The organism is Nocardia sp. NPDC049220 (assembly GCF_040647855.1).
Classification (GTDB): Bacteria; Actinomycetota; Actinomycetes; order Mycobacteriales; family Mycobacteriaceae; genus Nocardia.
Map to the genome: position 1 here is coordinate 884,602 of NZ_JBEZDA010000001.1, position 23,693 is coordinate 908,294.

Sequence of the window (23,693 nt, forward strand, 5' to 3'; positions counted from 1 at the left end):
GCGTGTGGCGTGTGAGCGATCGAGCTGTTTTTTGGGCGGTTATTGTCCTGTGTCTGATTGATTAGCTGGGAATTCGCCGACGAGCGTCAGGGTTGGGTGGAAATATTTCGGCGGTTCGGGCAGATGTTCGTCTGTATTTCTGTCATTTGAGATTTCGGCTCGGGCCGGTCTCTTAGGGGGAGCCGTCATCGTGTGGGGGTGGGCGCTTCGGGTGGGATGGGTCGGACGGCCGTGGGTTGGGTCGGAGGGTGCTGCTCGGTAGTTGTCGGGGCGCGCTTAGAGTTGGGGCGTGTCTTTGTCCCATGCCGAAAGCGCCGTGACGTCTGAGCAGCTGCACAGAGTTCGACCTGCGTCGGAGAGTGACGTCGGGTTTCCGTTCTCGGCTGTCGTTGGGCAGGAGCGGCTGCAGTTGGCGTTGGTGCTGTGCGCGGTGCACCCCGGCATCGGCGGCGTGCTGGTACGCGGCGAGAAGGGCACTGCCAAGTCGACCGTGGTGCGCGCGCTGGCTCAGTTGCTGCCGCCCGTTGTGGACGAGACCGGGGCACGGCCCGCGCGGCTGGTCGAACTGCCGGTCGGGGCGACCGAGGATCGCGTGATCGGCTCACTGGACTTGGAGCGGGTGCTGCGGCACGGGGAGCAGGCGTTTCGTCCCGGCCTACTGGCCGCCGCGCACCACGGTGTGCTCTACGTGGACGAGGTCAACCTGCTGCACGACCACCTGGTCGACGTTTTGTTGGACGCGGCCGCGATGGGCCGGGTGCACATCGAACGCGACGGTGTCTCGCACTCACATCCCGCGCGGTTCGTCCTGGTCGGCACCATGAACCCGGAAGAGGGCGAACTGCGTCCCCAGCTGCTGGATCGGTTCGGGCTGACCGTGGATGTGGCCGCGTCGCGGGAGGTCGACGTGCGGATGGCGGTGGTGCGCCGCCGGCTGGACTACGAGGCGGATCCGGCGGGGTTCGCGGCACGGTACGCCGCCGCCGACCGCGCGGTGGCCGAACAAATTCTCGCCGCCCGTGATCGGGTCGGGCAGGTGCTACTCGACGATGTGGAGTTGCGCAGGATCGCCGCGCTGTGTGCGACATTCGACGTCGACGGGATGCGCGCGGACCTGGTCGTCGCGCGGACCGCGACCGCGCACGCCGCCTGGCGTGGCGGCGAGTCGGTGACCGAGGCCGATGTGCGCGTCGCTGCCGAGTTGGCGCTACCGCACCGGCGACGGCGCGATCCGTTCGACGAGCCCGGCATCAGCGACGAGCAACTCGACGACGCCATGCGCGACGCGGCGGCCGAGGCGCAGCCGCCCGCCGCCACCGGCGACTCGGAGACCGTGCCGCCGGTGAGCGGGGAACCCGGAGACGACGGTCCCTCCGACGACCCCGACGGCGGCCCCGAGAATCCGCCGGATGGCCCTGAGGGTGGTGGCAAGGCGCGCGAAGGACACAGTGGTGCACCGCTTTCCGCTGCGACGACCCCACCCCGGTGGGAGGTGCCCGGCGTCGGCGAAGGTGCGCCCGGCCGCCGCTCGCGTGCCGAATCGCGGCACGGGCGGGTCGTCCGTCCCAGCACCGATACCACCTCGGGTCTCTACCTGCTCGGCACCGTATTCGCCGCGGCGCCGCACCAGCGCGCCCGTGGACGCGTCGCCGGGCCACTCCAGCTTGCCGCCGACGACCTGCGCGGCGCACGCCGCGAAGGTCGGGAGGGCAATCTGATCGTGTTCGTGGTCGACGCGTCCGGCTCGATGGCGGCCAGGGACCGGTTGTCCGCAGTGACCGGCGCGGTGGTCGCGTTACTGCGGGACGCCTACCGACGTCGCGACAAGGTTGCCGTCGTCACCCTGCGCGGCGCCGATGCCGAACTCGTGCTGCCGCCGACGTCGTCGGTCGACATCGCCGTGCGCCGACTGTCCGGACTGCGTACCGGCGGGAAAACGCCGCTCGCGGCGGGTCTGCTGCGGGCGCGTGACGTCGTTCGGCGCGAACGCGTCCGTGACCCGCGCCGCAGGCCGATGCTGGTGCTGCTGACCGACGGCCGTGCGACCGGCGGCGTCGATCCCGTCGGGCGTGCGCGCGTCGCCGCGGGACTGCTTGCCAACGACGCGGTGACCTCGATCGTGGTCGACTGCGAACGCGGCATGGTTCGCCTCGACATGGCAATCGACCTCGCCCGCGACTTGCGCGGCGGATACCTGAGACTGGCGGAACTGACCGGAGACTCGGTCGCGGATATCATCCGCGCGCGCTCTGGTCATGGGGGCGGTGGGTCGCTGCGTGCCGCGTGAACAGCGGGGCGTCCATCGCCGCGCAACGACTTCGGTGCGCGCAGGTCGCGTGCGCGCACCTGCGACCTGATGACCGGACGCCGTCCGGGATCGGCCTTGCCGGGGCCGGTGCTTTCGCTGCGGTTGGTGGTGGTGTCGAACCGCTCGGTCGTCCACGCGGCCTACGTGTTCGGGAGCCACCCGGGATGTCGCTGCGGATCGGTCGGCACCGGCCTGTGTCCTGGCGTGGTGGATCTGCCGGAACGGATGGCTACCCCCTGTCGCGGCGTAGCAGCCGTTCGCGGCCCGGTTTCGCGTCGCACCGCGCGGCGGCGCGGCGAGTCGACCGGGCGTGAGCGCTGGTATGGCGCGTCGGTGCCGAGTACAGGTCGAAGTTCGGCCGAGGAGTAGCGAGGAGATTCGATGCCCAAGGGTGTTCCGGAGACTGTGCCCGACGACGGGCTGACCACGCGGCAGCGGCGCAATCAGCCGGTACTGGCGGTGCACACCGGGCCCGGCAAGGGTAAGTCGACTGCCGCGTTCGGTATGGCACTGCGGGCCTGGAACCAGGGCTTCGATGTTGCGGTGTTCCAGTTCGTCAAGAGCGCCAAATGGAAGGTGGGGGAGGAGGCAGCGTTTCGCGCCCTCGGCAAGCTGCATGAGGAAACCGGGGCGGGCGGACCGGTCGAGTGGCACAAGATGGGCGAGGGCTGGTCCTGGACCCGCAAACAGGGCAGCGAGGAAGACCACGCCGCGGCCGCGCTCGTCGGGTGGCAGGAGATCGCCCGCCGCCTCCGGTCCGAACAGCACCGCTTCTACGTCCTCGACGAATTCACCTACCCGCTGAAGTGGGGCTGGGTAGACCTCGGTGAAGTCGTCGATACCCTCCTTGCCCGCCCCGGCAACCAACATGTTGTCATCACCGGCCGCGACGCCCCCCAACGCCTTGTCGACGCCGCTGACCTCGTGACGGAAATGACCAAGATAAAACACCCCATGGACGCCGGCCGCAAAGGTCAAAGAGGCATCGAATGGTGATCAGCCTCTTACTCTCCCGGTTGCGTGGCCGAGTGCCGCGGAACTCCGCGCGGCGACCGAGTCCGCGTGCGGCGACCGGGTGGCTCGGGTGACGGCTGTGGTGGTCGCGGCTCCTGCTTCCGGGAGTGGCAAGACGACGGTCGCGACCGGGTTGGTAGGGGCGCTACGGCGGGTGGGGCATCGGGTGGCCCCGTTCAAGGTCGGGCCGGACTATATCGATCCCGGGTATCACGGGCTGGCTGCCGGACGGCCGGGGCGGAATCTGGATCCGGTCCTGGTAGGGACCGAACGTGTGGTGCCGCTGTATCGACATGGTGCGCGGGGATGCGATCTCGCCGTGGTCGAGGGCGTGATGGGGTTGTTCGATGGGCGGATCGATCCGGATCACGCCGGGCCGGTGGCAGAGGGGTCCACAGCGCAGGTCGCGAGCCTGCTCGGTGCGCCGGTGCTGCTGGTAGTGGACGCTCGCGGGCATAGTCAGAGCCTGGCGGCGCTGCTGCACGGGTTCGCCACATTCGACAGTGCGGTCCGGCTCGGCGGGGTGATTCTGAACCGGGTCGGCAGCGTGCGGCACGACCAAGTGCTGCGCGCGGCGTGCGAGCGGGTCGGTCTGGCGGTGCTCGGTTCGCTGCCGCGGATGGCCGAGTTGGAGGTTCCCTCCCGGCATCTCGGGTTGATTCCGGCCGTGGAACACGGCGCCGCCGCGACGGCCGCCGTCGCCGCGATGACCGATCTCGTCGCCGCGCATGTGGATCTGCACGCTGTCGCGGCACTGGCCAGTTCGACGGTGAGCGGCCCGGCGTGGGATCCGTTCGAGGCTGTCCGCGGTCCGGACATCGCCGGTGGCTCGCAGGCATTCGCCGAGTCCGCCGTCGACCCTGCCCTCGATACCGTGGACGGTGGCCCGCTGATCGCCATCGCGGGTGGGTCGGCGTTCACCTTCGGGTACGCGGAGCATCGGGAGTTGCTGCTGGCGGCGGGAGCGCGGGTGGTCGTGTTCGATCCGCTGCGTGACGAATTGCCCACCGGTACGGCGGGGCTGGTGCTGCCGGGTGGGTTTCCGGAGGAGCATGCCGCGGAGCTGGCGGCCAATACCGGTCTGTTACGGGCGGTGGCCGAGGCCGCCCGACGCGGGATGCCGGTGCACGCCGAATGCGCCGGGCTGCTGTATCTGACCAGGTCGCTGGACGGGCACCCGATGGCGGGTGTGGTGAGTGCCGACGCCGCCTTCGGATCGCGGCTGACCCTCGGCTACCGAGATGCTGTGGTACTGGCCGACTCCCCGCTGTGGCGGGCCGGAGAACGTGTGCGTGGGCACGAGTTCCATCGAACCCGCCTGATTACGGCGACGTCCGACGTTTCGGCATGGGGTTGGCGCGACAATGCCGACGAGCGCGTCCGCGAGGGCGCGCTGATACGCAATGTGCACGCCTCGTATCTGCACACCCACCCGGCCGGAAACCCTGAAGCGATCACCCGTTTCGTCCGTGTCGCGACGGACTACGCGAGCTCCCGTGTCGTCGGCTGAGCTCGTGGTCGGCATCGGACTCCGGCCGGGCACCTCGGCGGACCGGATCTCTGCCGCGCTGCGAGAAATCCTGTACGACAGCACTATAAGGTGCCTCGCCACACTCGACCGACGCGCGGGGGAGCCTGGACTTCGTGCGGTGGCCGCCGAACTGGGCGTGCCGATCAAGTCCTACTCTGCCGCCGTTCTTGCCGCGGTCGACGTCCCCAACCCGGGTAGCCGGACGTTCGCGGCAGTCGCGACGTCGAGTGTCGCCGAGGCAGCGGCGGTCCTGGCCGCCGACGGCGCCGCGTTGGTGGTACCCAAGCGGATCGTGCGCGGAGTGGTGATCGCGGCGACGCGCCTCGGCGACCAAAGGTAGGACGGGAGAAGACGTATCTCGCGCCGCGCGAGGCACAACGCGGGTGCCGCGGCGGCGCCCTGACTACGGTGCGACCGAACCCCAGTCGGCGAAGCCGGTGGGAGCGTGGCGGCCGATGCTGGCGTGTTCGAACAGGCCCCAGCCCTCGGCGTCACCGCAGCGAGCGTGGGCGACGTGGTCGATAACGCCGTAGGGCGTCCGGGCGACAACCGCGGGGTCGGTGAGGTCGTAGCGGCTGGTATCGGACCAGTCGCGGCCCTTCCATTGGCCGTGCTTCCAGTCGGGGTCGCCGCCGTAGCCGCAGCCGACGTGCAAGGGGACTCTGGTGCCTGGCGTGATCTCGATGTCGATCGGCTTGCCGTCCTGCGTGGTCAGCGCCAGCTGTGCCGCAACGGGAAGTCTTGTGCCGGAACGGTACTCGATCGAGATCCGCGGCCAGCCGAGTTGCTCGGTGCGTCCGTCCGGCCAGATCCGCGTCGCGTCGTTGAGTGTGCGCCTACCGTCCGGCTCCTCCTGCACGATCACGACCACTGCGAAGTCCTCGAACCGCAGCGGCGCGTACAGCCACCAGAAACCGCCGGTCGGCTCGGCGGCGGCACGACCGGACGGCTCGGTCTCGCCGACCGGGCGGATGCCCCACGAGCGATCCCGCGTGCCGGTCCACACCGCCGGATCGACCGCGATGTCGTCGCCGTCCACGTGCAGTGTTCCCGTCCACGAACCGACCTGCGCGAACCGGGACGCGTCGATGATCGGCCGGTTGCCGGCGAGGATGAGATGCGGCTGCTCCTGCACGGCGGGAAAGGCGCCGGTCCAGGTGAGATCAAAGCCGAGATCGTCATGCTCGCAGACCACCCGGATACGGTGCAGCGGTTCCTGCACCTCGATGCGGTATCCGCCGACCCGCTGTTCCAATCCGCGGGGGCCGAGCGCGTCGGAGAACCGCACCGACCGCAGGATGTCGCCGCGCCGGACCGCGGCGTAGGCGTCGGTCACTCCGAGGTTGGGGTACACCCCGAAACCGGTGATCAGCAGCGTGCCGCCATCGCGGTCGTGAGCGTTGAAGTAGCTGCGGTCGTAGAAGTTCCGGTCGCTGCTGGCCACCCTTGCCATTGACAGCGCGGTCTGGTGAATCGGGTATTCGTCCAAGGGTGCCGGCATGGTCAGTCCCATTCGTAGGTTCCGTCGAGTAAAGCTTCCAGGAACGCGCGGTGCATGACGTAATCGTCGCGGTCGGTGGTATCGGCGCCCTCACCGAAATGAATCATCCTGCGTTTCACTCGGGCCATCACGATCGCGAAGCGTAGCGCGGCGTAGACGAGGTAGAAGTCGAGGTCGCGCGCGGAATAGCCGGAGAACTCACGATATTTCGCGACCACATCGTCGCGGCGCAGGAAGTCCGGGAGTCCGGGTCGGTCGACTCGCGTCGCGATATCTTGGAAGAACCGGTGGGTGAAGATCATCCAGCCCAGGTCGAGTTCTCGTGGCCCGAGCGCGGCCATCTCCCAATCCAGCACCGCCACCGGATCGAATCCCCGGTAGATGATGTTTCCCGGACGGGCGTCGCCCCAACTGAGCACATCCGGGCCGGGATCGGTCGGCCAGTGCTCGTCGATCCACCGAAATGCCCGTTCGATGAGCGGGATTCGGAACCCGTCGTCCGCCAGCGCCCACCGATAGGAGGCCCGCTGTGCTTCGATGTGTCTGCGTAGCGATTGCCCCGGTCCGCACAGCATCGGGAAGCGTGCTGCGGGATCGGGGATGTCATGGATTTCGGCGATAACCTGGACGGTCCTGTCGGCAAGTCGGAGGCGTTCGGCGGGGCTGGCATCGAACAGCCACCCGGCGAACACGTACGGCGGATTGTCCGACGGCACCCGTCCTTCGACCCGCCGCATCACCAGGAATGGTGCACCGAGAGCCTTGTCGTCGGTTTCCAGCCAGCACAGCTCGGGTACCGGCGCGCCGGTGGCCGCCGCGACGCCTGCCATCACCTGGTATTGGGTGGCCAGGTCGTAGGTCTCGAACACCGGGAACGATCCGGCTTCGGGCGCAATCCGCGCGACGAACGATCCGCTCTCACGACGGTCGTTCACGGTCCATTCGGCGTCGAACAGGATTGTCGTGCAGGACATGCCGCCGGACTCCGGGCGTGCCACCGCGGACATCCGCGGCAGCTGGTCGGCCGCGACCCGCGCGGCAAGCCAGCGTGCCAGATCCGCGGCGAGCGTGTCGAGGTCGCGAGCGCTGACAGTCAGCTGATGGCGCTGGGCCGGGTATGGATCGTCGGCCATGGTTGTCCTTCTGAGGTGCGCTACCACTGGCGCGCACTGGGTTGAGCGGATACGCGACTGTAAAGCGTTTCAGCCGTGTGTCGGGTCGAAACGGACATGAAATCCAACCGGTCCGCTGGACGGGGCACACCGCTCGCGGCGCCACCGGACGCGCGCGGGCGTGGTGTCATCCGGGGCAGGGGATATCCGCTGATCCGGTCGCCCGGTCAGCCGACGGTGATGGCGTCCAGACGGGTGCGCAGGAACTCCGCGGAGACCACCGGGGGAAGGTCGCGCCTACGGCCGATCGGTGGTTCCAGCGGCCGTACCACCGCGTCGTGGTTCAACTCGTAGAAGTAGACCAGCGACACCAGGTCGTCATCGGGAGCTTGCGGCTGTGGTGGCTGCACCCGATGCCGTCCGGGCGACCAGCGTGCACCGCTCCAGTAAGCCAGCAGGTCGCCGATGTTCACTGTGAGCGCGGTCGGGTCGTACGGCGCGTCCGCCCAACCCTCCGGCTCGGTGTACACCTGTAGACCGCCCGCACCCGGCTCGCGGTCCAGCACGGTCACAGTCCCGAAATCGGTGTGCGGTCCGATACGGAACTGTCCGGGCTGCGGACGGCCGAGCACCGACATGGCCGGGTAGTGATTGATGTTGCAGGTCCAGGTGGGCCGTCCGGCCCAGCGCACGAACGGGTTGGCGGGCAGTCGCAGCGCGGCCGCGCACAGGGCGAGCAACTCGTCGGAGAGCACCCGCATGGCGTCGGTATAGCAGCTGATCAGCGCACGCAGTTGCGGCACCTCGTCCGGCCATACGTTCGGCCGGAACCAGACGTCGTCGACCTTCGGATCGCCGGTACGGGTGTCGGCGCCGACGGCGAAGGTCTCCTTCAGATCCGGTGGCGTGGCTGTTGCCTCGGCATAGCCGTTCGCCTCCTTGCCCGGCCCGATCCAGCCGCGCCCACCGACGGTCACCGCGTAGCGCTGCTTGACCGTGTCCGGCAGCGCGAAGAAGCCCCGGATCGCGGAACGCACCGCATCGGACAGCCCCTCGGGCACACCATGGCCGCGTACCAGCAGGAAGCCAGCCCGGCACAGACCCTCGTCGACCGTGCGTTCGACCTCGGACGCCACGACGCCGCCCGCCCGCCACTCGGCGAGATCGATGGTGGCGATGGCCTTCACGGCGCCTCGATTCCGTCGGCGACGCCGATGTCCTCGTGCCACAGCGTGGGATGTTCCGCGATGAACTCGGTCATCAGTTCGATGCAGCGTTGGTCCTGGAGCACGGTGACCGACACGCCGTACTCGGCAAGCCACTCGTGCCCGCCCGAGAAGGTCCGCGATTCTCCGATGATCACCGAGCCGATCCCGAACTGGCGAACCAGACCGCTGCAATACCAGCAGGGCGACAGCGTGGTCACCATGATCGTGCGGCCGTAGTCGCGCCGCCGTCCGGCCGCGCGGAAGGCATCGGTTTCGGCGTGGATGCTCGGGTCATCGGACTGCACCCGGCGGTTGTGGCCGCGCCCGAGCAGCGTGCCGTCGGCGTCGAACAGGGCGGCGCCGATCGGGATGCCGCCCTCGGCGAGCCCACACAATGCCTCGTCGTAGGCCACTGCGAGCAGTTGCTGTGCCGATCTCACCTGCGTCATGCGTCCACTGTCCAGGCAAGTCGCCCTCGCCCGCAACGTACAGTTCCTCCGCGGGACCGGGTGTCGAATGACCACGCTGAACGCCGCCCTCTTGCCTCAGCCCTCCGGCCGGTGGAGCGGGCCGGGCCTCGCCGACGCGTGGAATCGCGATGGCGATCCCGGACGAGGTCTACCGCCGGGGGCGGCCTCTGGTCACGGGCTCGGCGCACCGGAGACGGTGTGGTCGCTGTGCGACTCGATCGATTGCCGGACGCGCGAGGACAACACGTAGGCTCGAGACTTGTGCCGAACCCGTCAGACGCAACCCGAGACCAGCCCGCGGGCGATCCGAACTACCTGGTCGGGCTCGATCTCCACGGGCGCCGCGTCGTGGTGGTCGGCGGTGGCAGTGTCGCGCAGCGCAGGCTCGGACTGCTGATCGCCGCCGGGGCCGACGTGCATGTGGTGAGCCGTGCGGTCACGCCCGCGGTCGAGGCGATGGCGACTTCGGGTCGGATCGCCATGACGCTGCGCGAGTACGTCGCCGGCGATCTCGACGGTGCCTGGTACGTGCTCGCGTGCACCGACGACCCAGAGACGAACGCGGCGGTGGTCGCGGAGGCGACCCGGCGGCGGATTTTCTGCGTGCGCGCCGATATCGCCCGGCTCGGCACCGCGGTCACCCCCGCCACCGCGCGCTACGACGGACTGACGGTCGGTGTGCTGGCGAGCGGACAACACCGGCGCTCCGCCGCGGTGCGCAACGCGCTGCTGGAGGCACTGCAATCCGGTGTGGTGACCGATGATTCGACGCCGATCGCTCCCGGCGTCGCGCTGGTCGGCGGCGGCCCAGGCGACCCCGACCTGATCACCGTGCGTGGTCGGCGGTTGCTGGCCCGGGCCGATCTCGTGGTCGCCGACCGGCTCGCCCCGCCGGAGCTGCTGGCCGAGCTCGGGCCCGAGGTCGAGGTGATCGATGCGGCGAAGATTCCGTACGGGCGGGCGATGGCGCAGGACGCGATCAATACCGCGCTCATCGAAGGCGCGAAAGCGGGCAAGTTCGTGGTGCGGCTCAAGGGCGGCGACCCGTACGTGTTCGGTCGCGGCTACGAGGAGCTGGAGGCCTGCGTCGCGGCCGGTGTTCCGGTCACCGTGGTGCCCGGGGTCACAAGTCCTATCTCGGTACCCGCCGCCGCGGGAATTCCGGTGACGCATCGCGGCGTCACCCACGAGTTCGTGGTGGTGAGTGGCCACGTGGCGCCGGATCACCCGGACTCGTTGGTCGACTGGCCCGCACTGGCGCGGCTGCGCGGCACGCTCGTGCTGATGATGGCGGTGGAGCGAATCGAGCAGTTCGCCACGGCGCTGCTGGACGGCGGGCGTCCGTCCGAGACACCCGCGACAGTCATCCAGGAGGGCACACTGCGCACCCAGCGGGTACTGCGCGCCGACCTCGCCACCGTCGCCGCGCGGGTCCGCCAGGAAGGCATCCGCCCGCCGGCGATCGTGGTGATCGGCCCAACTGCCGGATTCTCTGCCGACTCCGTCGAACCGCCCACCGCGTAGCGCTGCGGCGCCCGCCCGGCGCTGGCCGGTCGCGGTGATCAGACCGCATTGTCGGCCTTCGGCGCCCCGTCATGCTGATGCATCGGTGGTGTCTCAGACGCCCGAATTCGTCCGGTTCGCCGGTGTCTGATCACGGTCGTCCGGGGGTGTTCGATCGTGCCGAATCCACGACACGCGGCCGTTCGTCTCGGATCCGGCCGGATCGCCGTGGCGCGGGCGACGGTGGTGCCATCAATTACAGTGGCTCACTGTGCTCCCGAATCCCGCTGCGATAATGCAGTACCCGATGACGCAGCGGGCCTTCGGGCTCGCGATCCTTGTACTGAGCGGGTTGCAGCTCATGGTCGTGCTCGATGGCACGGTGGTGATCTTCGCGCTGCCTCGGTTGCAGGAGGAGATGGGGCTGTCCAGTGCGGGCAGTGCGTGGACGGTGACGTCCTACGGTCTCACCTTCGCGGGCCTCATGCTGCTCGGTGGCAGGCTCGGTGACGCCTTCGGGCGCAAACGCATGCTGGTCCTGGGTGTCGGCCTGTTCACCGTCGCCTCCCTGGCGTGTGGGCTCGCGCAGAACCAGACGATGCTGATCGGGGCGCGCGCGTTCCAGGGCGCGGGCGCGGCGGTCGCAGCGCCGACGGCATTCGCTCTTGTGGCAACAACTTTCGCGCCCGGCAAGGCGCGCAACCAGGCGATCGCGATCGTCGGTTCGATGGTCGGCATCGGGTCGGTCGGCGGTCTAGTGGTCGGTGGCGCACTGACCCAGCTGTCGTGGCGGTGGATCTTTCTGATCAACGTTCCGATCGGGGCGCTGATCATCCTTGGCGCGGTCTACAAGCTCGCCGACACCGCCCACCACCGATCCGCGTTGGATATTCCCGGTGCGGTACTGGGCACCATCGCGTGCGCCGCCATTGTGTTCGGCGCCACCGAAGGGCCGGAACTCGGGTGGGGGCATCCGGCCATCGTCGGTTCGTTGATCGCGGGCGTCGTGCTGCTCATCGTCTTCGTGGTGATGGAGCGGCGCGTGGCGGACCCGCTCCTGCCGTGGTCGCTGTTCGACAGCCGTGACCGGGTCGCCACCTTCCTGCTGATCTTCCTGGCCGGTGGCGTGCTCGGGGCGATGACCTTCTTCGTCGCCCAGTTCATGCAGAACGTGATCGGCTACGGCCCGCTGAAGGCGGGTGTCGCGGCGATTCCGTTCACCGTCGGCATCGGCATCGGCGGCGCGCTGGCCTCCAAGGCCGCGTTGTTCATCGCGCCGCGCTGGCTGCTCGCCTGCTCGGCGGTGGTGCTCGGCGCCGGGCTGCTGTTCGGTTCCACCCTCGATGGAGATGTGCGGTATTGGACGACGCTGCTGCCTCTACTCGTCGTGATGGGCTTGGGCGTCGGGATGGCGATGGTGCTGGCGCCGCTGTGTGTGCTGGTCGGTGTGCCGCCGGCGAACATCGGTCCGCTGGCCGCGGTCGGCCAGATGTTCATGAACCTGGCGACACCGGTGGCCATCGGCCTGCTCACGCCGATCGCCGCGTCGCGCACGCTCTCGCTGGGCGGACACACCGGCAAGGTCGCGGAGATGACACCCGCCCAGATCGCCGCGCTGGGTAGTGGGTACACCCTGGTGCTGTTCGTGTGTGCCCTTATCGCCGTCGCCGCCGTGCTGGTCGCGTTGACGCTGCGGTTCACGCCACAGCAACTGGCGAAGGCCCAGCACGCGCAGGAAGAGGCCCAGCAGTCCTGAGCCCGCCTCGCCCGCCGATCACATCCGGCCCGCGACCCTGCGCGGTGTCACCCGCACGATCACGCGCGGACCGTCGTGCACCGAGGCCGGGTTGAAGTCCAGGTACTTCTTGCCGGTGTACTTCAACGACAGCTCGTCGGGCAGCGTCTTGTCCGGGTCCGGAGTGAGCGTCGCGTCGCCGCGGATCTCCGCGTACACGTACGGGTTGTCCGGTGGGTTGATCAGTACCGTGATCCGCGGGTCGCGAGTGAGATTCTTTCCCTGCTGACGATCGGTCGTGGTGGAGAACAGCAGATCGTCGCCGTCGCGTTTGATCCAGACCACGGTCAGATGTGGCTGTCCGGTCGGTCCGATCGTGGCCGCGGTGGCGAACACCCGCTCCCGATCCAGGTGCTTCTTCAGGTCATCGGACAGCGTGGCGGTCTCGGTCACATGATGAACGAACAAGCTGACGCGCCAGGGCATTCCCGCCGCCAGCCGACTCGGATCCGGGGGCTCTCGCCGATGTAGGGCCGGTGCGTCGGGTGGACGCCGCACCGGGTGCTGGAGCCTGCCTCGTCGCGGCGTCGGCGATCACACGCGGCCGGCGCCGATGCCGTCGTTCGCCAGGTGCGGCAGCCGAAGTCCTTCGCCGTCCCGCGCGTCGCCGTGCGTGCCTACTTGTTCTGCGGGAACCCGAGGTTCAGCCCGCCGTGGCTCGGGTCGAGCCAGCGGGTGGTGACTGCTTTGCCGCGGGTGAAGAACTGCACGCCGTCGGTGCCGTGCGCGTGCGCGTCACCGAACAGCGAGTTCTTCCAGCCGCCAAAGCTGTAATAGGGCATGGGAACCGGGATCGGCACATTGATCCCGACCATGCCGACCTCCACCTCGTGGTGGAAGCGCCTCGCTGCGCCGCCATCGTTGGTGAAGATGGCCGTGCCGTTGCCGTAGGGGTTGGCATTGACCAGGGCGAGTGCGTCGTCGTAACGGTCGACCCGCACTATCGACAGGACGGGACCGAAGATCTCGTCGGTGTAGACGCTCATGTCCGTGCTGACGTGGTCGAGAATCGTTGGTCCCAGCCAGAAACCGTCGGCTGCGCCGTCGGCCTCGACGTCACGGCCATCGAGAATCACAGTGGCGCCGGCGGATTCGCCCGCCGCGATATAGTCCACGACTCGGTCGCGGTGCGCGCGCGTGACAAGCGGCCCCATGTCGGCCGCGCCGGTGCCGTCGCCGGTCCTGATGGTCCTGGCACGCTCGGCGATCTTGCCGACCAGCTTGTCGGCCGCACCGCCGACCGCGACCACTACGCTGATCGCCATGCATCGCTCGCCGGCGGAGCCGAACCCGGCGTTGACCGCGGCGTCGGCGGCCAGGTCCAGATCGGCGTCCGGCAGCACCACCATGTGGTTCTTCGCGCCGCCGAGCGCCTGCACCCGCTTGCCCGCCGCGGTGCCACGCTGGTAGACGTACCGCGCGATCGGCGTCGAGCCCACGAACGAGACGGCCTTGATGCCCGGGTTGTCCAGCAGCTCATCCACCGCGACCTTGTCGCCTTGCAGCACGGTGAAGACGCCCGCGGGCAGGTCGGCTTCGGCGAACAGCTGGGCCAGCCACAGTGCGGCCGACGGATCTTTCTCGCTCGGTTTGAGCACCACGGTGTTGCCCGCGGCGATGGCGAGGGGGAAGAACCACATCGGCACCATCGCGGGAAAGTTGAACGGGGAGATCACCGCGACCGGCCCGAGCGGTTGGCGGAGCGAGAAGATATCGACCTTGGTCGAAGCGTTCTCGGTGTAGCCGCCCTTGAGCAGATGCGGTACGCCACACGCGAACTCGACGACTTCCAGGCCGCGCATCACCTCACCCATGGCATCGGCCAGGACCTTGCCGTGCTCGGCAGTGATCAGCCGAGCGAGTTCTTCCTTGCGTTCGTCGAGTAGTTCGCGGAAGCGGAACAGAATCTGGGTGCGGCGTGTCAGCGAGGTGTCCCGCCAGGCGGGGAAGGCCGCGGCCGCCGAGTCGATCGCCGCGTGGGCGTCCGCGACGTTCGCCAGCGCGACCTGTCCGGTCACCATGCCAGTGGCCGGATTGGTCACCGGCGCCGTCGCCGCACTGGTGCCCGCGAAAGCTTTGCCGTCGAGCCAGTGCGCGATCGTCTGCATATCTCCTCGATTCGATCGGTGTGCGTCAGCGCCGCGGCCTCGATGTCGTGTGCCCGGTCTGGTTCAACTGTCGGGGTCAAGCCTGTCCGATAGACCGACGGTCCGTACCTGATTTCCGATTCGTCGGTGCTTCCCGCCGTTGCCGGTGGTGCGGGTCGACTCGACGTCGTGGCAGGTCGACGGCCGGACCTCGAACCTCCGGGCTGACCTGCCGTCGACGTGGCCGGCAAACCCTGATCGGCGCTGGGCCGGTTTCAGGTGAGGATCAGAAGCTCGGTCGGCGAGGCGATTTCCGTGCGCAACCCGGCCTTGGTCGCCACCCGCGCCACGCCCTGGACGTCGGTCGGTTCAGCTCTGGTGAGCACGAGGGCGCGGGCCAGCAGGCCCTTGTGGTGCTTGTTGAAATGACTCACCACCGTGCGTGATCCGTCCGCGTGCTCGGTGAGTACGTTCGCGGTGACCGCGCCCGGCACACGGCCCAGCTGCTGGTAGGTGCCGGAGCGCAGATCGATGACGAGTTCGCCCGCGGCCTCCGCGTGCAGCGCCGCGGCCAGCGCATCGCGCCAGATGGTCGTGAGGGTCGGCAGTCCGGGCAGTCTGGTGCCGCCGGAGAGTCGGTAGGCGGGAATCGGGTCGCCAGCGCGGATGGCGCCGAACAATGCGGAGCCGATGCCGAGCCGGGCGCGCGCCTTGGCCTGCTGAATTTTCGTGAACGAGCGCGCGTCGAGCGCGTCGTAGAGCACGCCGGTGTAGCGCTCGAGCGCAGGGCGGGTCGGCGACGTGCGCAGCGCGGCGTTGCGGGCGATCTCGATATCCGCCCCCTTGCCCAGTCCCAGCGCCGCGCGGGAACTCCCCGGGTCGGCCGCCAGTCGAACCACCTCGTCTATCAGTCGCGAGCGCACCGTCGTGAGCTGAGGCATCGCCAGTGAGTCCAGCGTGAGGGGCGCACCGGCGCCGCCATCGGACTTCGTTTCGGAGGGAGGCAGCAGCACCAGCACGAACGAATACCATAATGGGTTGTGGATGACGTCCGAGCGACGACTATCCTGTGCTTCCGTGATCACCCGCCTCTCCCGCCTCTTTCTGCGTACCCTGCGCGACGATCCCGCCGACGCCGAGGTGCCCAGCCACAAACTGTTGGTTCGTGCCGGCTATGTGCGCCGTATCGCTCCGGGTGTCTACTCCTGGCTGCCGTTGGGCCTTCGTGTGCTGCGCAAGGTCGAGAACGTGGTGCGCGAGGAGATGGACGCGATCGGCGCCCAGGAGATCTCGTTGCCCGCGCTGCTGCCGCGCGACCCGTATGAGACCACCAATCGGTGGACCGAGTACGGCGACGGCCTGTTCCGGCTGCAAGACCGCAAGGGCGCGGACTACCTGCTCGGACCGACCCATGAGGAGCTGTTCGCACTCACCGTGAAGGGCGAGTACAGCTCCTACAAGGACCTTCCGGTCACGCTGTATCAGATCCAGACCAAGTACCGCGACGAGGAGCGTCCCCGCGCCGGCATCCTGCGCGGTCGCGAATTCGTCATGAAGGATTCCTACTCCTTCGATCTGGACGAGCACGGCCTGGCGGCGAGCTACCAGGCGCACCGCACGGCATATCAGCGCATTTTCGATCGGTTGAGGGTCGAGTACGTCATCGTCGCGGCCACGTCCGGTGCGATGGGCGGCAGCGCGTCGGAGGAGTTTCTCGCCGACAGCCCGGTCGGCGAGGACACCTATGTGCGTTGCCTGGAATCCGGCTACGCGGCCAATGTGGAGGCGGTGGTCACCCCCGCTCCCGAGCCGGTGTCGATCGAGGGGCAGCCGGAGGCTGTCGTGCACGACACCCCGGACACGCCGACGATCGCGACCCTCGTCGACTGGGCCAATGGTGCCGGTGTCGCCGAACTTTACGGCCGCACTGTCACCGCGGCCGACACTCTGAAGAACGTCATGGTCAAGCTGCGCCACCCGGACGGCAAGACCGAGATCCTGGGCATCGGCATCCCCGGCGATCGCGAGGTGGACGAGAAGCGGCTGGGCGCCTCCGTCGAGCCGGCCGAGGTGCACTTGCTCACCGAAGCCGACTTCGCCGAGAATCCGTTCCTGGTGAAGGGGTACATTGGCCCGAAGGCGCTGCAAGCCAACGGTGTTCGCTATCTGGTCGACCCCCGGGTCGTCGCGGGCACCAGGTGGATCACCGGCGCCGACCAGTCGGGAAAGCACGTCGTCGGCCTGGTCGCCGGTCGTGACTTCATCCCCGACGGCACCATCGAAGCCGCCGCGGTCCGCGACGGCGATCCGTCACCCGACGGGCGTGGCGCGCTGGTGTCGGCGCGCGGTATCGAGATCGGCCACATCTTCCAACTCGGCAAAAAGTACACCGACGCCTTCGACGTGGACGTGCTCGGTGAGAACGGCAAGCCGGTGCGGTTGACCATGGGCTCCTACGGCGTCGGCGTGTCGCGGATGGTCGCCGTGATCGCCGAGCAGCAGCATGACGACAAGGGGCTGCGCTGGCCCGCCGAGGTCGCGCCGTACGACGTGCATGTCGTGATCGCGAACAAGGACGAGGCGGCGCGCGCGGGCGCCGAAGAAGTCGTGGAAGGACTGCATGCCCGGGGTCTGGATGTGCTCTTCGATGACCGGACGGCGTCGCCCGGCGTCAAGTTCAAGGACGCCGAACTGCTCGGCATGCCGCTGGTCCTCGTGATCGGCCGCGGCTGGGCCGAGGGCAAGGTCGAACTGCGCGATCGCTTCACCGGCGAGGTCGAAGCCCTCCCCGCCGCGTCCGCCGTGGATGCGGTGGTGGCCAGAGTTCCCCGCTGACCTATCGAACCACGGCCCCCGACTCGGTCGGGGGCCGTGCGGCACGGTCGAGTCGGGACGCCGCTGCGGTAACTATCGGGAACCGACCGACGCCCGCGCAACCTGCCGATCACGACCTCGGCATCCGTAGGCCGGATTTGCTGGACGAAGAACGGTGGACCCCGCCCAGGCTGCGGTTACCCGCTGGTAAGTTAACCGGCATGACGAGCATCGACGCGTTGTTGTTCAACCCGGCCGACTATGACCCGCAGCAGTTCGACGCGGAGACGCGGCGGGTGTTGCGCGCCACTATCGACTGGTTCGAGAGGCGGGGCAAGCAGCAACTGCTCGCTGATGATGCCAACGCGGTCTGGACGGCGGAGTTCCTCGACTTCGTCAAGAAGGAGAAGCTGTTCGCCACCTTCCTCACTCCGGCGGCCTACGCCGACGGCGACCCGAACCGGCGCTGGGATACGGCGCGAAATGCCGCGTTGTCGGAAATCTTGGGTTTCTATGGCCTCGCCTACTGGTATGCCGAGCAGGTGACCATCCTCGGCCTCGGCCCGATCTGGCAGAGCGACAACGAGGACGCCAAGAAGCGTGCGGCCGCCGATCTGGCCGACGGACAGGTGATGGCGTTCGGCCTGTCCGAGCAGACGCACGGCGCCGACATCTACAACACAGATCTGGTTCTCACGCCGACGACGCCCGGTAGCGCGGACGCCGAGTCCGGAATCCTGTTCCGCGCCAACGGCGCCAAGTACTACATTGGCAACGGCAATGTGGCCAGCATGGTGTCGGTGTTCTCTCGCCGCGCCGACCTCGAGGGCGCCGACGGCTACATCTGGTTCGCCGCCGACTCCCGGCACGAGAACTATCACCTGTTGGGCAACGTCGTGCACCAGCAGATGTACGTGAGCACGTTCCGCCTGGAGGACTACCCGGTGCGTGCCGAGGACATCCTGCACACCGGCCCCGAGGCGTTCTCCGCCGCGCTGAATACCGTCAACGTGGGTAAGTTCAATCTCTGCCACGGCGGCATCGGCATGGTCGAGCACTCGTTCTACGAGGCGATCACGCACGCGGGAAACCGCATCCTCTATGGCAATCCGGTCACCGATTTCCCGCATGTGCGCACCAACTTCGTCGACGCCTATGCGCGCATCATCGCGATGAAGCTGTTCAGCGACCGGGCCGTCGACTACTTCCGCAGCGCGAGCCTGGAGGATCGCCGCTACCTGCTGTTCAACCCGATGACGAAGTCCAAGGTCACCTCCGAGGGTGAGACCGTCATGACGCTGCTGCTGGATGTGCTGGCGGCCAAGGGTTTCGAGAAGAACACCTACTTCGCCGAGGCGCAGCGGCTGATCAGCACGCTGCCACGGTTGGAGGGCACGGTTCACGTCAATGTCGGGCAGATCCTGAAGTTCATGCCGAACTACCTGTTCGATCCGAAGGATTACCCCGAGGTCGGGACTCGCCGAGATGCCGCCGACGACGCGTTCTTCTGGCGGCAGGGGCCCGCCCGGGGCGCGAGTCAGGTGCAATTCGCGGACTGGACGCCGGTATACGAGAAGCACGCCGACATCCCCAACGTCGGTCGCTTCTACGAGCAGGCGCAGGCGCTGCGCACGCTGCTGAGCAGCGCGGCGCCCGATGCCGGGCAGCGCAAGGATTTGGACTTCATGCTGACCGTCGGGCACCTGTTCGCTCTGGTGGTCTACGGCCAGCTGATCCTGGAGCAGGCCGCGATGACCGGCCTGGACCGCGACCTGATCGACCAGATCTTCGACTTCCAAATTCGAGATTTCAACGCCCACGCCACGACGCTGTATGGCAAGCCCTCTGCCACTCCTGGCCAGCAGGGCTGGGCCGCGTCCACGCTGCGTCCCCCGGTCGCAGATCGCCCGCGTTTCGACCGCGTGTGGGCCGAGGTCGCGTCCTACAACGGTGCTTACGAGATGCGTCCGTAGCACGGGCTCAGCGTCGAATCGGGCGGTCCGCGCAGATCGGCCGATCACCGCGTGGCGTGGGCTAGTTTCCGCCGACGCCGAGCGCGGTCAGCAGCACCAGCACGACGGTGACCACGGCGAACACACCGTGCCCGGCGACGACTCCGACGGGGAAGTGCCGTTCGGCCGGAGCGGTCTGTGTCGTGGTGGTGCGGTCGCGGTAGACCGGCAGCCAGCGCGCCAGCATCGTGAACCCGAGCACAGCGACTGGCACCAACAGCGCGAACGCGATCCACGCCAACGACTCGGAATCGACGACCAGATACACGATCCAGACGACGAGTCCAACTACGGCGAGTACGAAATGGCCGAACACCACCGGTGGAGGCAAATGGGTCGTCGTCGGTTGCCGAGCACCGCCTTTGGCGATCCATGTGCCGAGCAGGACGAACCCGCCGACGGCGGTCAACAACCAGGTGATCAGTGCCGCGATGCCCATCACGCGCTCCTTACAGATCGAGGGATGTTCAGTGCCGGAATCCGGCGGCCTGGGTGGCTTCGTCAGCCACCCGGACGCCGTAGTGGTACGCCAGTTTTCCGCCGAGATAGCCGGAGACGCCCAGCGCGGCCACACTCGCCACCGACAGCGCCAGTGGACCTGCCGGTACCGGACGGGTCAGGTCGTCGATGGATCTCCGCCACAGGAAATCGACGGCGAAGGCAATGGTCACGGTCACATTCAGGCTCATGTGGATCAGACCGGTGCGGAAAGCAGGGGTGCCGGTCGCAATCCCCAGCAGATCCAGGAACCCGACGGTCGCGGCCACCAACGCGCCCAGCACACCGATCGCGAGCAGCCACTGCGCTCCCTCGGCCAGAAACGCTGGGTCCTCGACCACGTGGGAGGCGAGGTCGAACACCAGGCTCGCGAACCATGCACCGATCGGGACCGTCACCAGGATCGGGTGGAAGGGGTGCCCGTACGGCCCGGCCAGCAGTGCGCTCACCGGCTGCTTGGCCTGCTGTCGATCACTGCTCATCACAAACCTCCGTACGGGTTCCGATAAAGCGAAATATCGTGGCGCGGAACTCCTCAGTGGGGAAGCGTCAGCTCTCCAATATGTCAGTAATCACTCTTCTCTGGGTGTCGCCGTCGAACCTAGGTCTCGGGGCGGAGTTCGCGAACGTCGCCTACCGTGTTCCGGCTCTCCTTGAACCGCACGTCGCCGAGTTTCATGGCATACGCGGTGTGGTTATGCTGCGCGATTCTGCCTGCCCCTGCCTACTCCACCGCGACGGCACGCCGAGATATCGACGTCGCGTCCGATCAGGCATCCGGTTCGTCCTTCGGCGCAGCAGTCGATAGATTCTTCGGCCAAGTCGGGGTCCGCGTGCAAAAAGTGATCTCATTGATTCGAGCCCGCCGACTGCGTAGGCGGAACGAATGGCGAAGTGGCGCACGATGCTTGGATTCATCTCGACAGTTCACAGGTAATTGAGTCGGTTGGGCACTCGGCGCCACTTTCCGCGCCTGAGAAACGGTTTACCGGGCGCGCTGGCGACAACGCCGCACCGCTACGCGTAGGGCTCAACTTTTAGGACGTCATCGAGGTCCCTGATTTGTTCGGCTACTTCTGACCGAGAAGAGATGACAAGCCGGTTGGCGCCGCCGTCCTCGACGACTTCGCCATCGGTAACTTTCAGCCAGTCGAAGAAGCCCGCCCGAATCGCCGACAAAGCGGTGGGGTCGCCGAACCGTCCTGGATCCAGGAGTATCAGGTGTCTACGGTGCGGCGTCGACATAGTGCCCCTTTCGCTTGGTGCTCTCGCCCTGGACTTGGCGGTCCATATTTGGGAGCACTCCCACCACACGCCACAATCGCCTAGTGCCACCGAGGGGCTGTCGAGGCGAGTTTCGTCGCGTATCCAGGGGCACCGGGGTCGTTGTTCGATTCGGCGGGTTGCCGTCCGACGGTTATGCCAACGCCACCACGGCGTGGGTCGTCATCGCGGTGAAGCTTCGGAACCGGGTTCAGTCGCGCCCGAGGTCCTAATCGGGCAATAGCCAGCCCTGTTCGACACAAACAGGGGCAGCCGGGCGCGCGATCTTGTCGAGGTGTGCCCAGGCGGAGGGGCAGGCTGCGAAGGTGGTGTGTCAGAGAGGGGCAGGCTGGGGATTGAGGATGATCTTCACCGCACCATCGGATTTGGTTTGAAACATGCGGTATGCGTCGGGCGCCGCCGAGAGCGGAAGTCGATGGGTAGCGAAGGTTTCCACACCCAGCGGGTCGCCATCCACCAGCAATGGCAGGATGTGGGGTGCCCAGCGAGTGACATTCGCCTGCCCCATCCGCAGCTGGATCTGTTTGTCGAACAGCGTTCGCATCGGCAACGGGTCCACCATGCCGCCATACACCCCGGCAAGTGAGATGGTTCCGCCCCTGCGCACGATGTCGATCGCGCTGCGCAACGCCGCAAGCCGATCGACGCCGACCGTGTCGATAACCTTCTGCGCCACGGTATCCGGTAACAGTGCCGCCGAGCGCTGCGCGAATGACGTAATCGGCGAACCGTGCGCTTCCATGCCGACGGCGTCGATCACCGCATCGGTGCCGCGTCCCGCGGTCCGATCACGGATCCGATCGCCGATCGAATCGCTCGTCTCGTCCAGGTCGACCACTTCGACGCCGCGGCCGGCAACTCGCACCAACCGTTCGGGGACCCGGTCGACTCCGATCACCCGCACGCCGTTATACGCGGCGATCCGGCACGCCATATCACCGATGGGCCCCAGGCCCAGCACTGTCAGCGAATCCCCTGCCGAGACGTCGGCGTATTCGACTGCTTGCCATGCGGTGGGCAATACATCCGACAAGTACAGAAAGCGCGTGTCATCGGGGCCGGGTGGCACCGTGATATGCGTTGCGTCGGCATGGGGTACCCGGAGGTACTGGGCTTGGCCGCCCGGTATCCGTCCGTACAGTTTCGCCACGCGGAGCGAATACCCGCGAGCCACATGCCCGTTCGGCCCCGACCGATCGCCAATGCGTACACTTGCGCAGCGATCGAAACAGGTCGACGAAGCGCTTGGTGTTCAATCCGTCGACTTTTTTCCGAGGCTTCGCCTCGGGGCCTGAGACATTCCGGGTGACGTGCCGACTTTGGCAAAATGACGCTGATTTTTCGGGGCTCTGGGAATAATCGATCATGCGGTCTCGCATCAGCGGTGTCGCGGGTATCCCCGCTATGTCATCGCCCGTTCGGGCAGAGATGAACAGGTCACTGTAGGAGGATCGCGGACAGTCCGAATCATCCGCTGTCACTCCGGTCCGAAGCAGATCGCACAGAACATCCTGACGTCCGCTGTATTTTCATACATCCTGCCAGCAGGTAGTGCATGTCGAACAGTCTCGATGTCCCGGTGAGGAGAGCAATGTTCACACACAACAAGGATCTCCAGTTCGAGGTTCGCGTCGACCGTCCCGACCCCCGCTTCGCCACGCTTTTGCAAGAACAGTTCGGTGGCGCGAACGGTGAGCTGAAAGCCGCGATGCAATACTTCAGTCAGGCATTTCTCATGCGCCGTAAGCACCCCAAGACATACGACTTGTTCATGGACATCGCGACCGAGGAGTTCAGCCACCTCGAGATTGTCGGTTCGATGATAACGATGCTGCTCGACGGCCTCAACGACGACTTGAAGCAGGCGAACGACCGATGTGACTGGATGCCGGTTGTCGCGAGTTCGAACGGCCGCGATCAGGCGATCCATCAGGTATCGGTGAACCCGCTGTATTTCGCCCTCACCGGCGGCGGGCCCGATGTAAGTAATTCGGCTGGCGTGCCGTGGTCAGGCGCATACGTCAATGCCAACGGCGAACCCTCGGTAGATTTGCGCAGCAACCTCGCGGCCGAGTCCCGCGCCAAGATTGTCTACGAATACCTCAAACAATTCACCGACGACCCCGGCGTGCAGGACACGCTCTCGTTCCTGATGACCCGCGAAATCGCACATTTCCAGCAGTTCACCGCTGCCCTCAACGACCTTCCGGTCAACTTTCCGCCAGGGGCGCTGCCAGGAGACGACCGATTCCAAAACGTCGCCTTCAACATGTCCAACGGCGCGGCCAGCGTCCGTGGCCCGTGGAACGAAGGGCAAGGCCCCTGGCCCGCGGGCACGGAGTGGCGCTACATCGACGATCCGATCACCGAATGGCTCACCTCGGACGAGCACGCCAACCACGGCGCCGACACCAACCCGCACGGAGAGCCGGCCGTGCACGGCAGTAAACCTTTCACCCACGAATCCCACCTACCCGACTGACCGCAAACGTGTACGGAATGACGGCCACGGCCCGATCCCGGTGGTGTATCAGCGGGATCGGGCGATAGCTGGTT

At 67.3% G+C, this 23,693-nt stretch carries 19 protein-coding genes and 1 pseudogene; 9 read left to right on the plus strand and 11 right to left on the minus strand.

The window, feature by feature from the left end:
• Positions 1-331: 331 nt before the first annotated feature.
• The 4 genes from AB0C34_RS03805 (at position 332) to AB0C34_RS03820 (ending at position 5,193) form a co-directional block, all read left to right on the plus strand.
• Positions 332-2,287, plus strand: a complete 1,956-nt coding sequence (locus AB0C34_RS03805; RefSeq protein ID WP_357068454.1) for a VWA domain-containing protein — start codon at positions 332-334, stop codon at positions 2,285-2,287.
• A gap of 402 nt (positions 2,288-2,689) precedes the next feature.
• Positions 2,690-3,304, plus strand: coding sequence for a cob(I)yrinic acid a,c-diamide adenosyltransferase (cobO, locus tag AB0C34_RS03810; protein WP_357067133.1), 615 nt, complete (start codon positions 2,690-2,692; stop codon positions 3,302-3,304).
• 97 nt (positions 3,305-3,401) lie between these two features.
• Entirely contained in the window at positions 3,402-4,832 is a 1,431-nt protein-coding gene (locus AB0C34_RS03815; protein ID WP_357068456.1) for a cobyrinate a,c-diamide synthase, read from the plus strand.
• Entirely contained in the window at positions 4,819-5,193 is a 375-nt protein-coding gene (locus AB0C34_RS03820; protein ID WP_357067135.1) for a cobalamin biosynthesis protein, read from the plus strand. Before AB0C34_RS03815 ends, AB0C34_RS03820 begins: the two co-directional genes overlap by 14 nt.
• Positions 5,194-5,256: 63 nt before the next feature.
• Here AB0C34_RS03820 and AB0C34_RS03825 read toward each other — a convergent pair whose 3' ends face one another.
• From AB0C34_RS03825 to AB0C34_RS03840, 4 genes are all read right to left on the minus strand, one after another.
• A complete protein-coding gene (locus tag AB0C34_RS03825) occupies positions 5,257-6,354 on the minus strand; it encodes a hypothetical protein (RefSeq protein ID WP_357068458.1) in 1,098 nt (365 codons plus the stop codon).
• Positions 6,355-6,356: 2 nt separating this feature from the next.
• Positions 6,357-7,487: a phosphotransferase family protein gene (locus AB0C34_RS03830; protein ID WP_357067137.1), complete on the minus strand. Its 1,131-nt coding sequence runs from the start codon at positions 7,485-7,487 to the stop codon at positions 6,357-6,359.
• A gap of 206 nt (positions 7,488-7,693) precedes the next feature.
• On the minus strand, positions 7,694-8,653 hold the full coding sequence (locus AB0C34_RS03835; protein WP_357067138.1) for a 2-oxoglutarate and iron-dependent oxygenase domain-containing protein: 960 nt from the start codon (positions 8,651-8,653) through the stop codon (positions 7,694-7,696).
• On the minus strand, positions 8,650-9,123 hold the full coding sequence (locus AB0C34_RS03840; protein ID WP_357067140.1) for a nucleoside deaminase: 474 nt from the start codon (positions 9,121-9,123) through the stop codon (positions 8,650-8,652). Before AB0C34_RS03840 ends, AB0C34_RS03835 begins: the two co-directional genes overlap by 4 nt.
• 282 nt (positions 9,124-9,405) lie before the next feature.
• Between AB0C34_RS03840 and cobA the strand changes: the two genes are divergently transcribed.
• Both cobA and AB0C34_RS03850 read left to right on the plus strand, forming a co-directional pair.
• The gene (gene cobA / locus AB0C34_RS03845) at positions 9,406-10,668 is read left to right on the plus strand and encodes a uroporphyrinogen-III C-methyltransferase (protein WP_357067142.1); all 1,263 of its coding nucleotides are present in this window, start codon (positions 9,406-9,408) and stop codon (positions 10,666-10,668) included.
• Positions 10,669-10,954: 286 nt separating this feature from the next.
• Positions 10,955-12,403 (plus strand): MFS transporter, encoded by a 1,449-nt coding sequence (locus AB0C34_RS03850; RefSeq protein WP_357067145.1) that lies wholly within the window; start codon positions 10,955-10,957, stop codon positions 12,401-12,403.
• Between the two features lie 18 nt (positions 12,404-12,421).
• Here AB0C34_RS03850 and AB0C34_RS03855 read toward each other — a convergent pair whose 3' ends face one another.
• The 3 genes from AB0C34_RS03855 to yaaA all read right to left on the minus strand — a co-directional run bounded on the left by AB0C34_RS03855 (position 12,422) and on the right by yaaA (position 15,548).
• Positions 12,422-12,835: a PPOX class F420-dependent oxidoreductase gene (locus AB0C34_RS03855; protein ID WP_357067146.1), complete on the minus strand. Its 414-nt coding sequence runs from the start codon at positions 12,833-12,835 to the stop codon at positions 12,422-12,424.
• A 224-nt stretch (positions 12,836-13,059) separates the two neighbouring features.
• Positions 13,060-14,550 (minus strand): CoA-acylating methylmalonate-semialdehyde dehydrogenase, encoded by a 1,491-nt coding sequence (locus tag AB0C34_RS03860; protein ID WP_357067148.1) that lies wholly within the window; start codon positions 14,548-14,550, stop codon positions 13,060-13,062.
• Between the two features lie 254 nt (positions 14,551-14,804).
• On the minus strand, positions 14,805-15,548 hold the full coding sequence (yaaA, locus tag AB0C34_RS03865) for a peroxide stress protein YaaA (protein ID WP_357068460.1): 744 nt from the start codon (positions 15,546-15,548) through the stop codon (positions 14,805-14,807).
• A gap of 58 nt (positions 15,549-15,606) precedes the next feature.
• On the opposite strand from yaaA, the gene AB0C34_RS03870 reads away from it, so the two are divergent.
• Positions 15,607-17,364 (plus strand): proline--tRNA ligase, encoded by a 1,758-nt coding sequence (locus tag AB0C34_RS03870; protein ID WP_357067150.1) that lies wholly within the window; start codon positions 15,607-15,609, stop codon positions 17,362-17,364.
• Between the two features lie 200 nt (positions 17,365-17,564).
• Positions 17,565-19,316 (plus strand): acyl-CoA dehydrogenase family protein, encoded by a 1,752-nt coding sequence (locus AB0C34_RS03875; RefSeq protein ID WP_357067152.1) that lies wholly within the window; start codon positions 17,565-17,567, stop codon positions 19,314-19,316.
• A gap of 61 nt (positions 19,317-19,377) precedes the next feature.
• Here the strand turns inward: AB0C34_RS03875 and AB0C34_RS03880 are convergent, their stop codons facing one another.
• The 4 genes and pseudogenes from AB0C34_RS03880 to AB0C34_RS03895 form a co-directional block, all read right to left on the minus strand.
• Positions 19,378-19,794 (minus strand): hypothetical protein, encoded by a 417-nt coding sequence (locus tag AB0C34_RS03880; protein WP_357067154.1) that lies wholly within the window; start codon positions 19,792-19,794, stop codon positions 19,378-19,380.
• 28 nt (positions 19,795-19,822) lie between these two features.
• Positions 19,823-20,335, minus strand: a complete 513-nt coding sequence (locus AB0C34_RS03885; protein ID WP_357067156.1) for a DUF2231 domain-containing protein — start codon at positions 20,333-20,335, stop codon at positions 19,823-19,825.
• 535 nt (positions 20,336-20,870) lie between these two features.
• Positions 20,871-21,098, minus strand: coding sequence for a hypothetical protein (locus AB0C34_RS03890; RefSeq protein ID WP_357067158.1), 228 nt, complete (start codon positions 21,096-21,098; stop codon positions 20,871-20,873).
• A gap of 352 nt (positions 21,099-21,450) precedes the next feature.
• Positions 21,451-22,281 (minus strand): annotated as a pseudogene (locus AB0C34_RS03895) (zinc-binding dehydrogenase); the annotation flags it as partial.
• A 447-nt stretch (positions 22,282-22,728) separates the two neighbouring features.
• Here AB0C34_RS03895 and AB0C34_RS03900 point away from each other — a divergent pair.
• Positions 22,729-23,619: a manganese catalase family protein gene (locus tag AB0C34_RS03900; RefSeq protein WP_357067160.1), complete on the plus strand. Its 891-nt coding sequence runs from the start codon at positions 22,729-22,731 to the stop codon at positions 23,617-23,619.
• The last annotated feature ends 74 nt before the right edge of the window (positions 23,620-23,693 follow it).

What these genes read in the sequence shown, in the direction of transcription:
- cobO (WP_357067133.1), top strand. Translation starts at nt 2,690, where the DNA reads ATGCCCAAGGGTGTTCCGGAGACTGTGCCCGACGACGGGCTGACCACG.
- AB0C34_RS03825 (WP_357068458.1), bottom strand. Translation starts at nt 6,354, where the DNA reads ATGCCGGCACCCTTGGACGAATACCCGATTCACCAGACCGCGCTGTCA.
- AB0C34_RS03830 (WP_357067137.1), bottom strand. Translation starts at nt 7,487, where the DNA reads ATGGCCGACGATCCATACCCGGCCCAGCGCCATCAGCTGACTGTCAGC.
- AB0C34_RS03840 (WP_357067140.1), bottom strand. Translation starts at nt 9,123, where the DNA reads ATGACGCAGGTGAGATCGGCACAGCAACTGCTCGCAGTGGCCTACGAC.
- AB0C34_RS03850 (WP_357067145.1), top strand. Translation starts at nt 10,955, where the DNA reads ATGACGCAGCGGGCCTTCGGGCTCGCGATCCTTGTACTGAGCGGGTTG.
- AB0C34_RS03860 (WP_357067148.1), bottom strand. Translation starts at nt 14,550, where the DNA reads ATGCAGACGATCGCGCACTGGCTCGACGGCAAAGCTTTCGCGGGCACC.
- AB0C34_RS03875 (WP_357067152.1), top strand. Translation starts at nt 17,565, where the DNA reads ATGACGAGCATCGACGCGTTGTTGTTCAACCCGGCCGACTATGACCCG.
- AB0C34_RS03880 (WP_357067154.1), bottom strand. Translation starts at nt 19,794, where the DNA reads ATGGGCATCGCGGCACTGATCACCTGGTTGTTGACCGCCGTCGGCGGG.
- AB0C34_RS03885 (WP_357067156.1), bottom strand. Translation starts at nt 20,335, where the DNA reads ATGAGCAGTGATCGACAGCAGGCCAAGCAGCCGGTGAGCGCACTGCTG.
- AB0C34_RS03890 (WP_357067158.1), bottom strand. Translation starts at nt 21,098, where the DNA reads ATGTCGACGCCGCACCGTAGACACCTGATACTCCTGGATCCAGGACGG.
- AB0C34_RS03900 (WP_357067160.1), top strand. Translation starts at nt 22,729, where the DNA reads ATGTTCACACACAACAAGGATCTCCAGTTCGAGGTTCGCGTCGACCGT.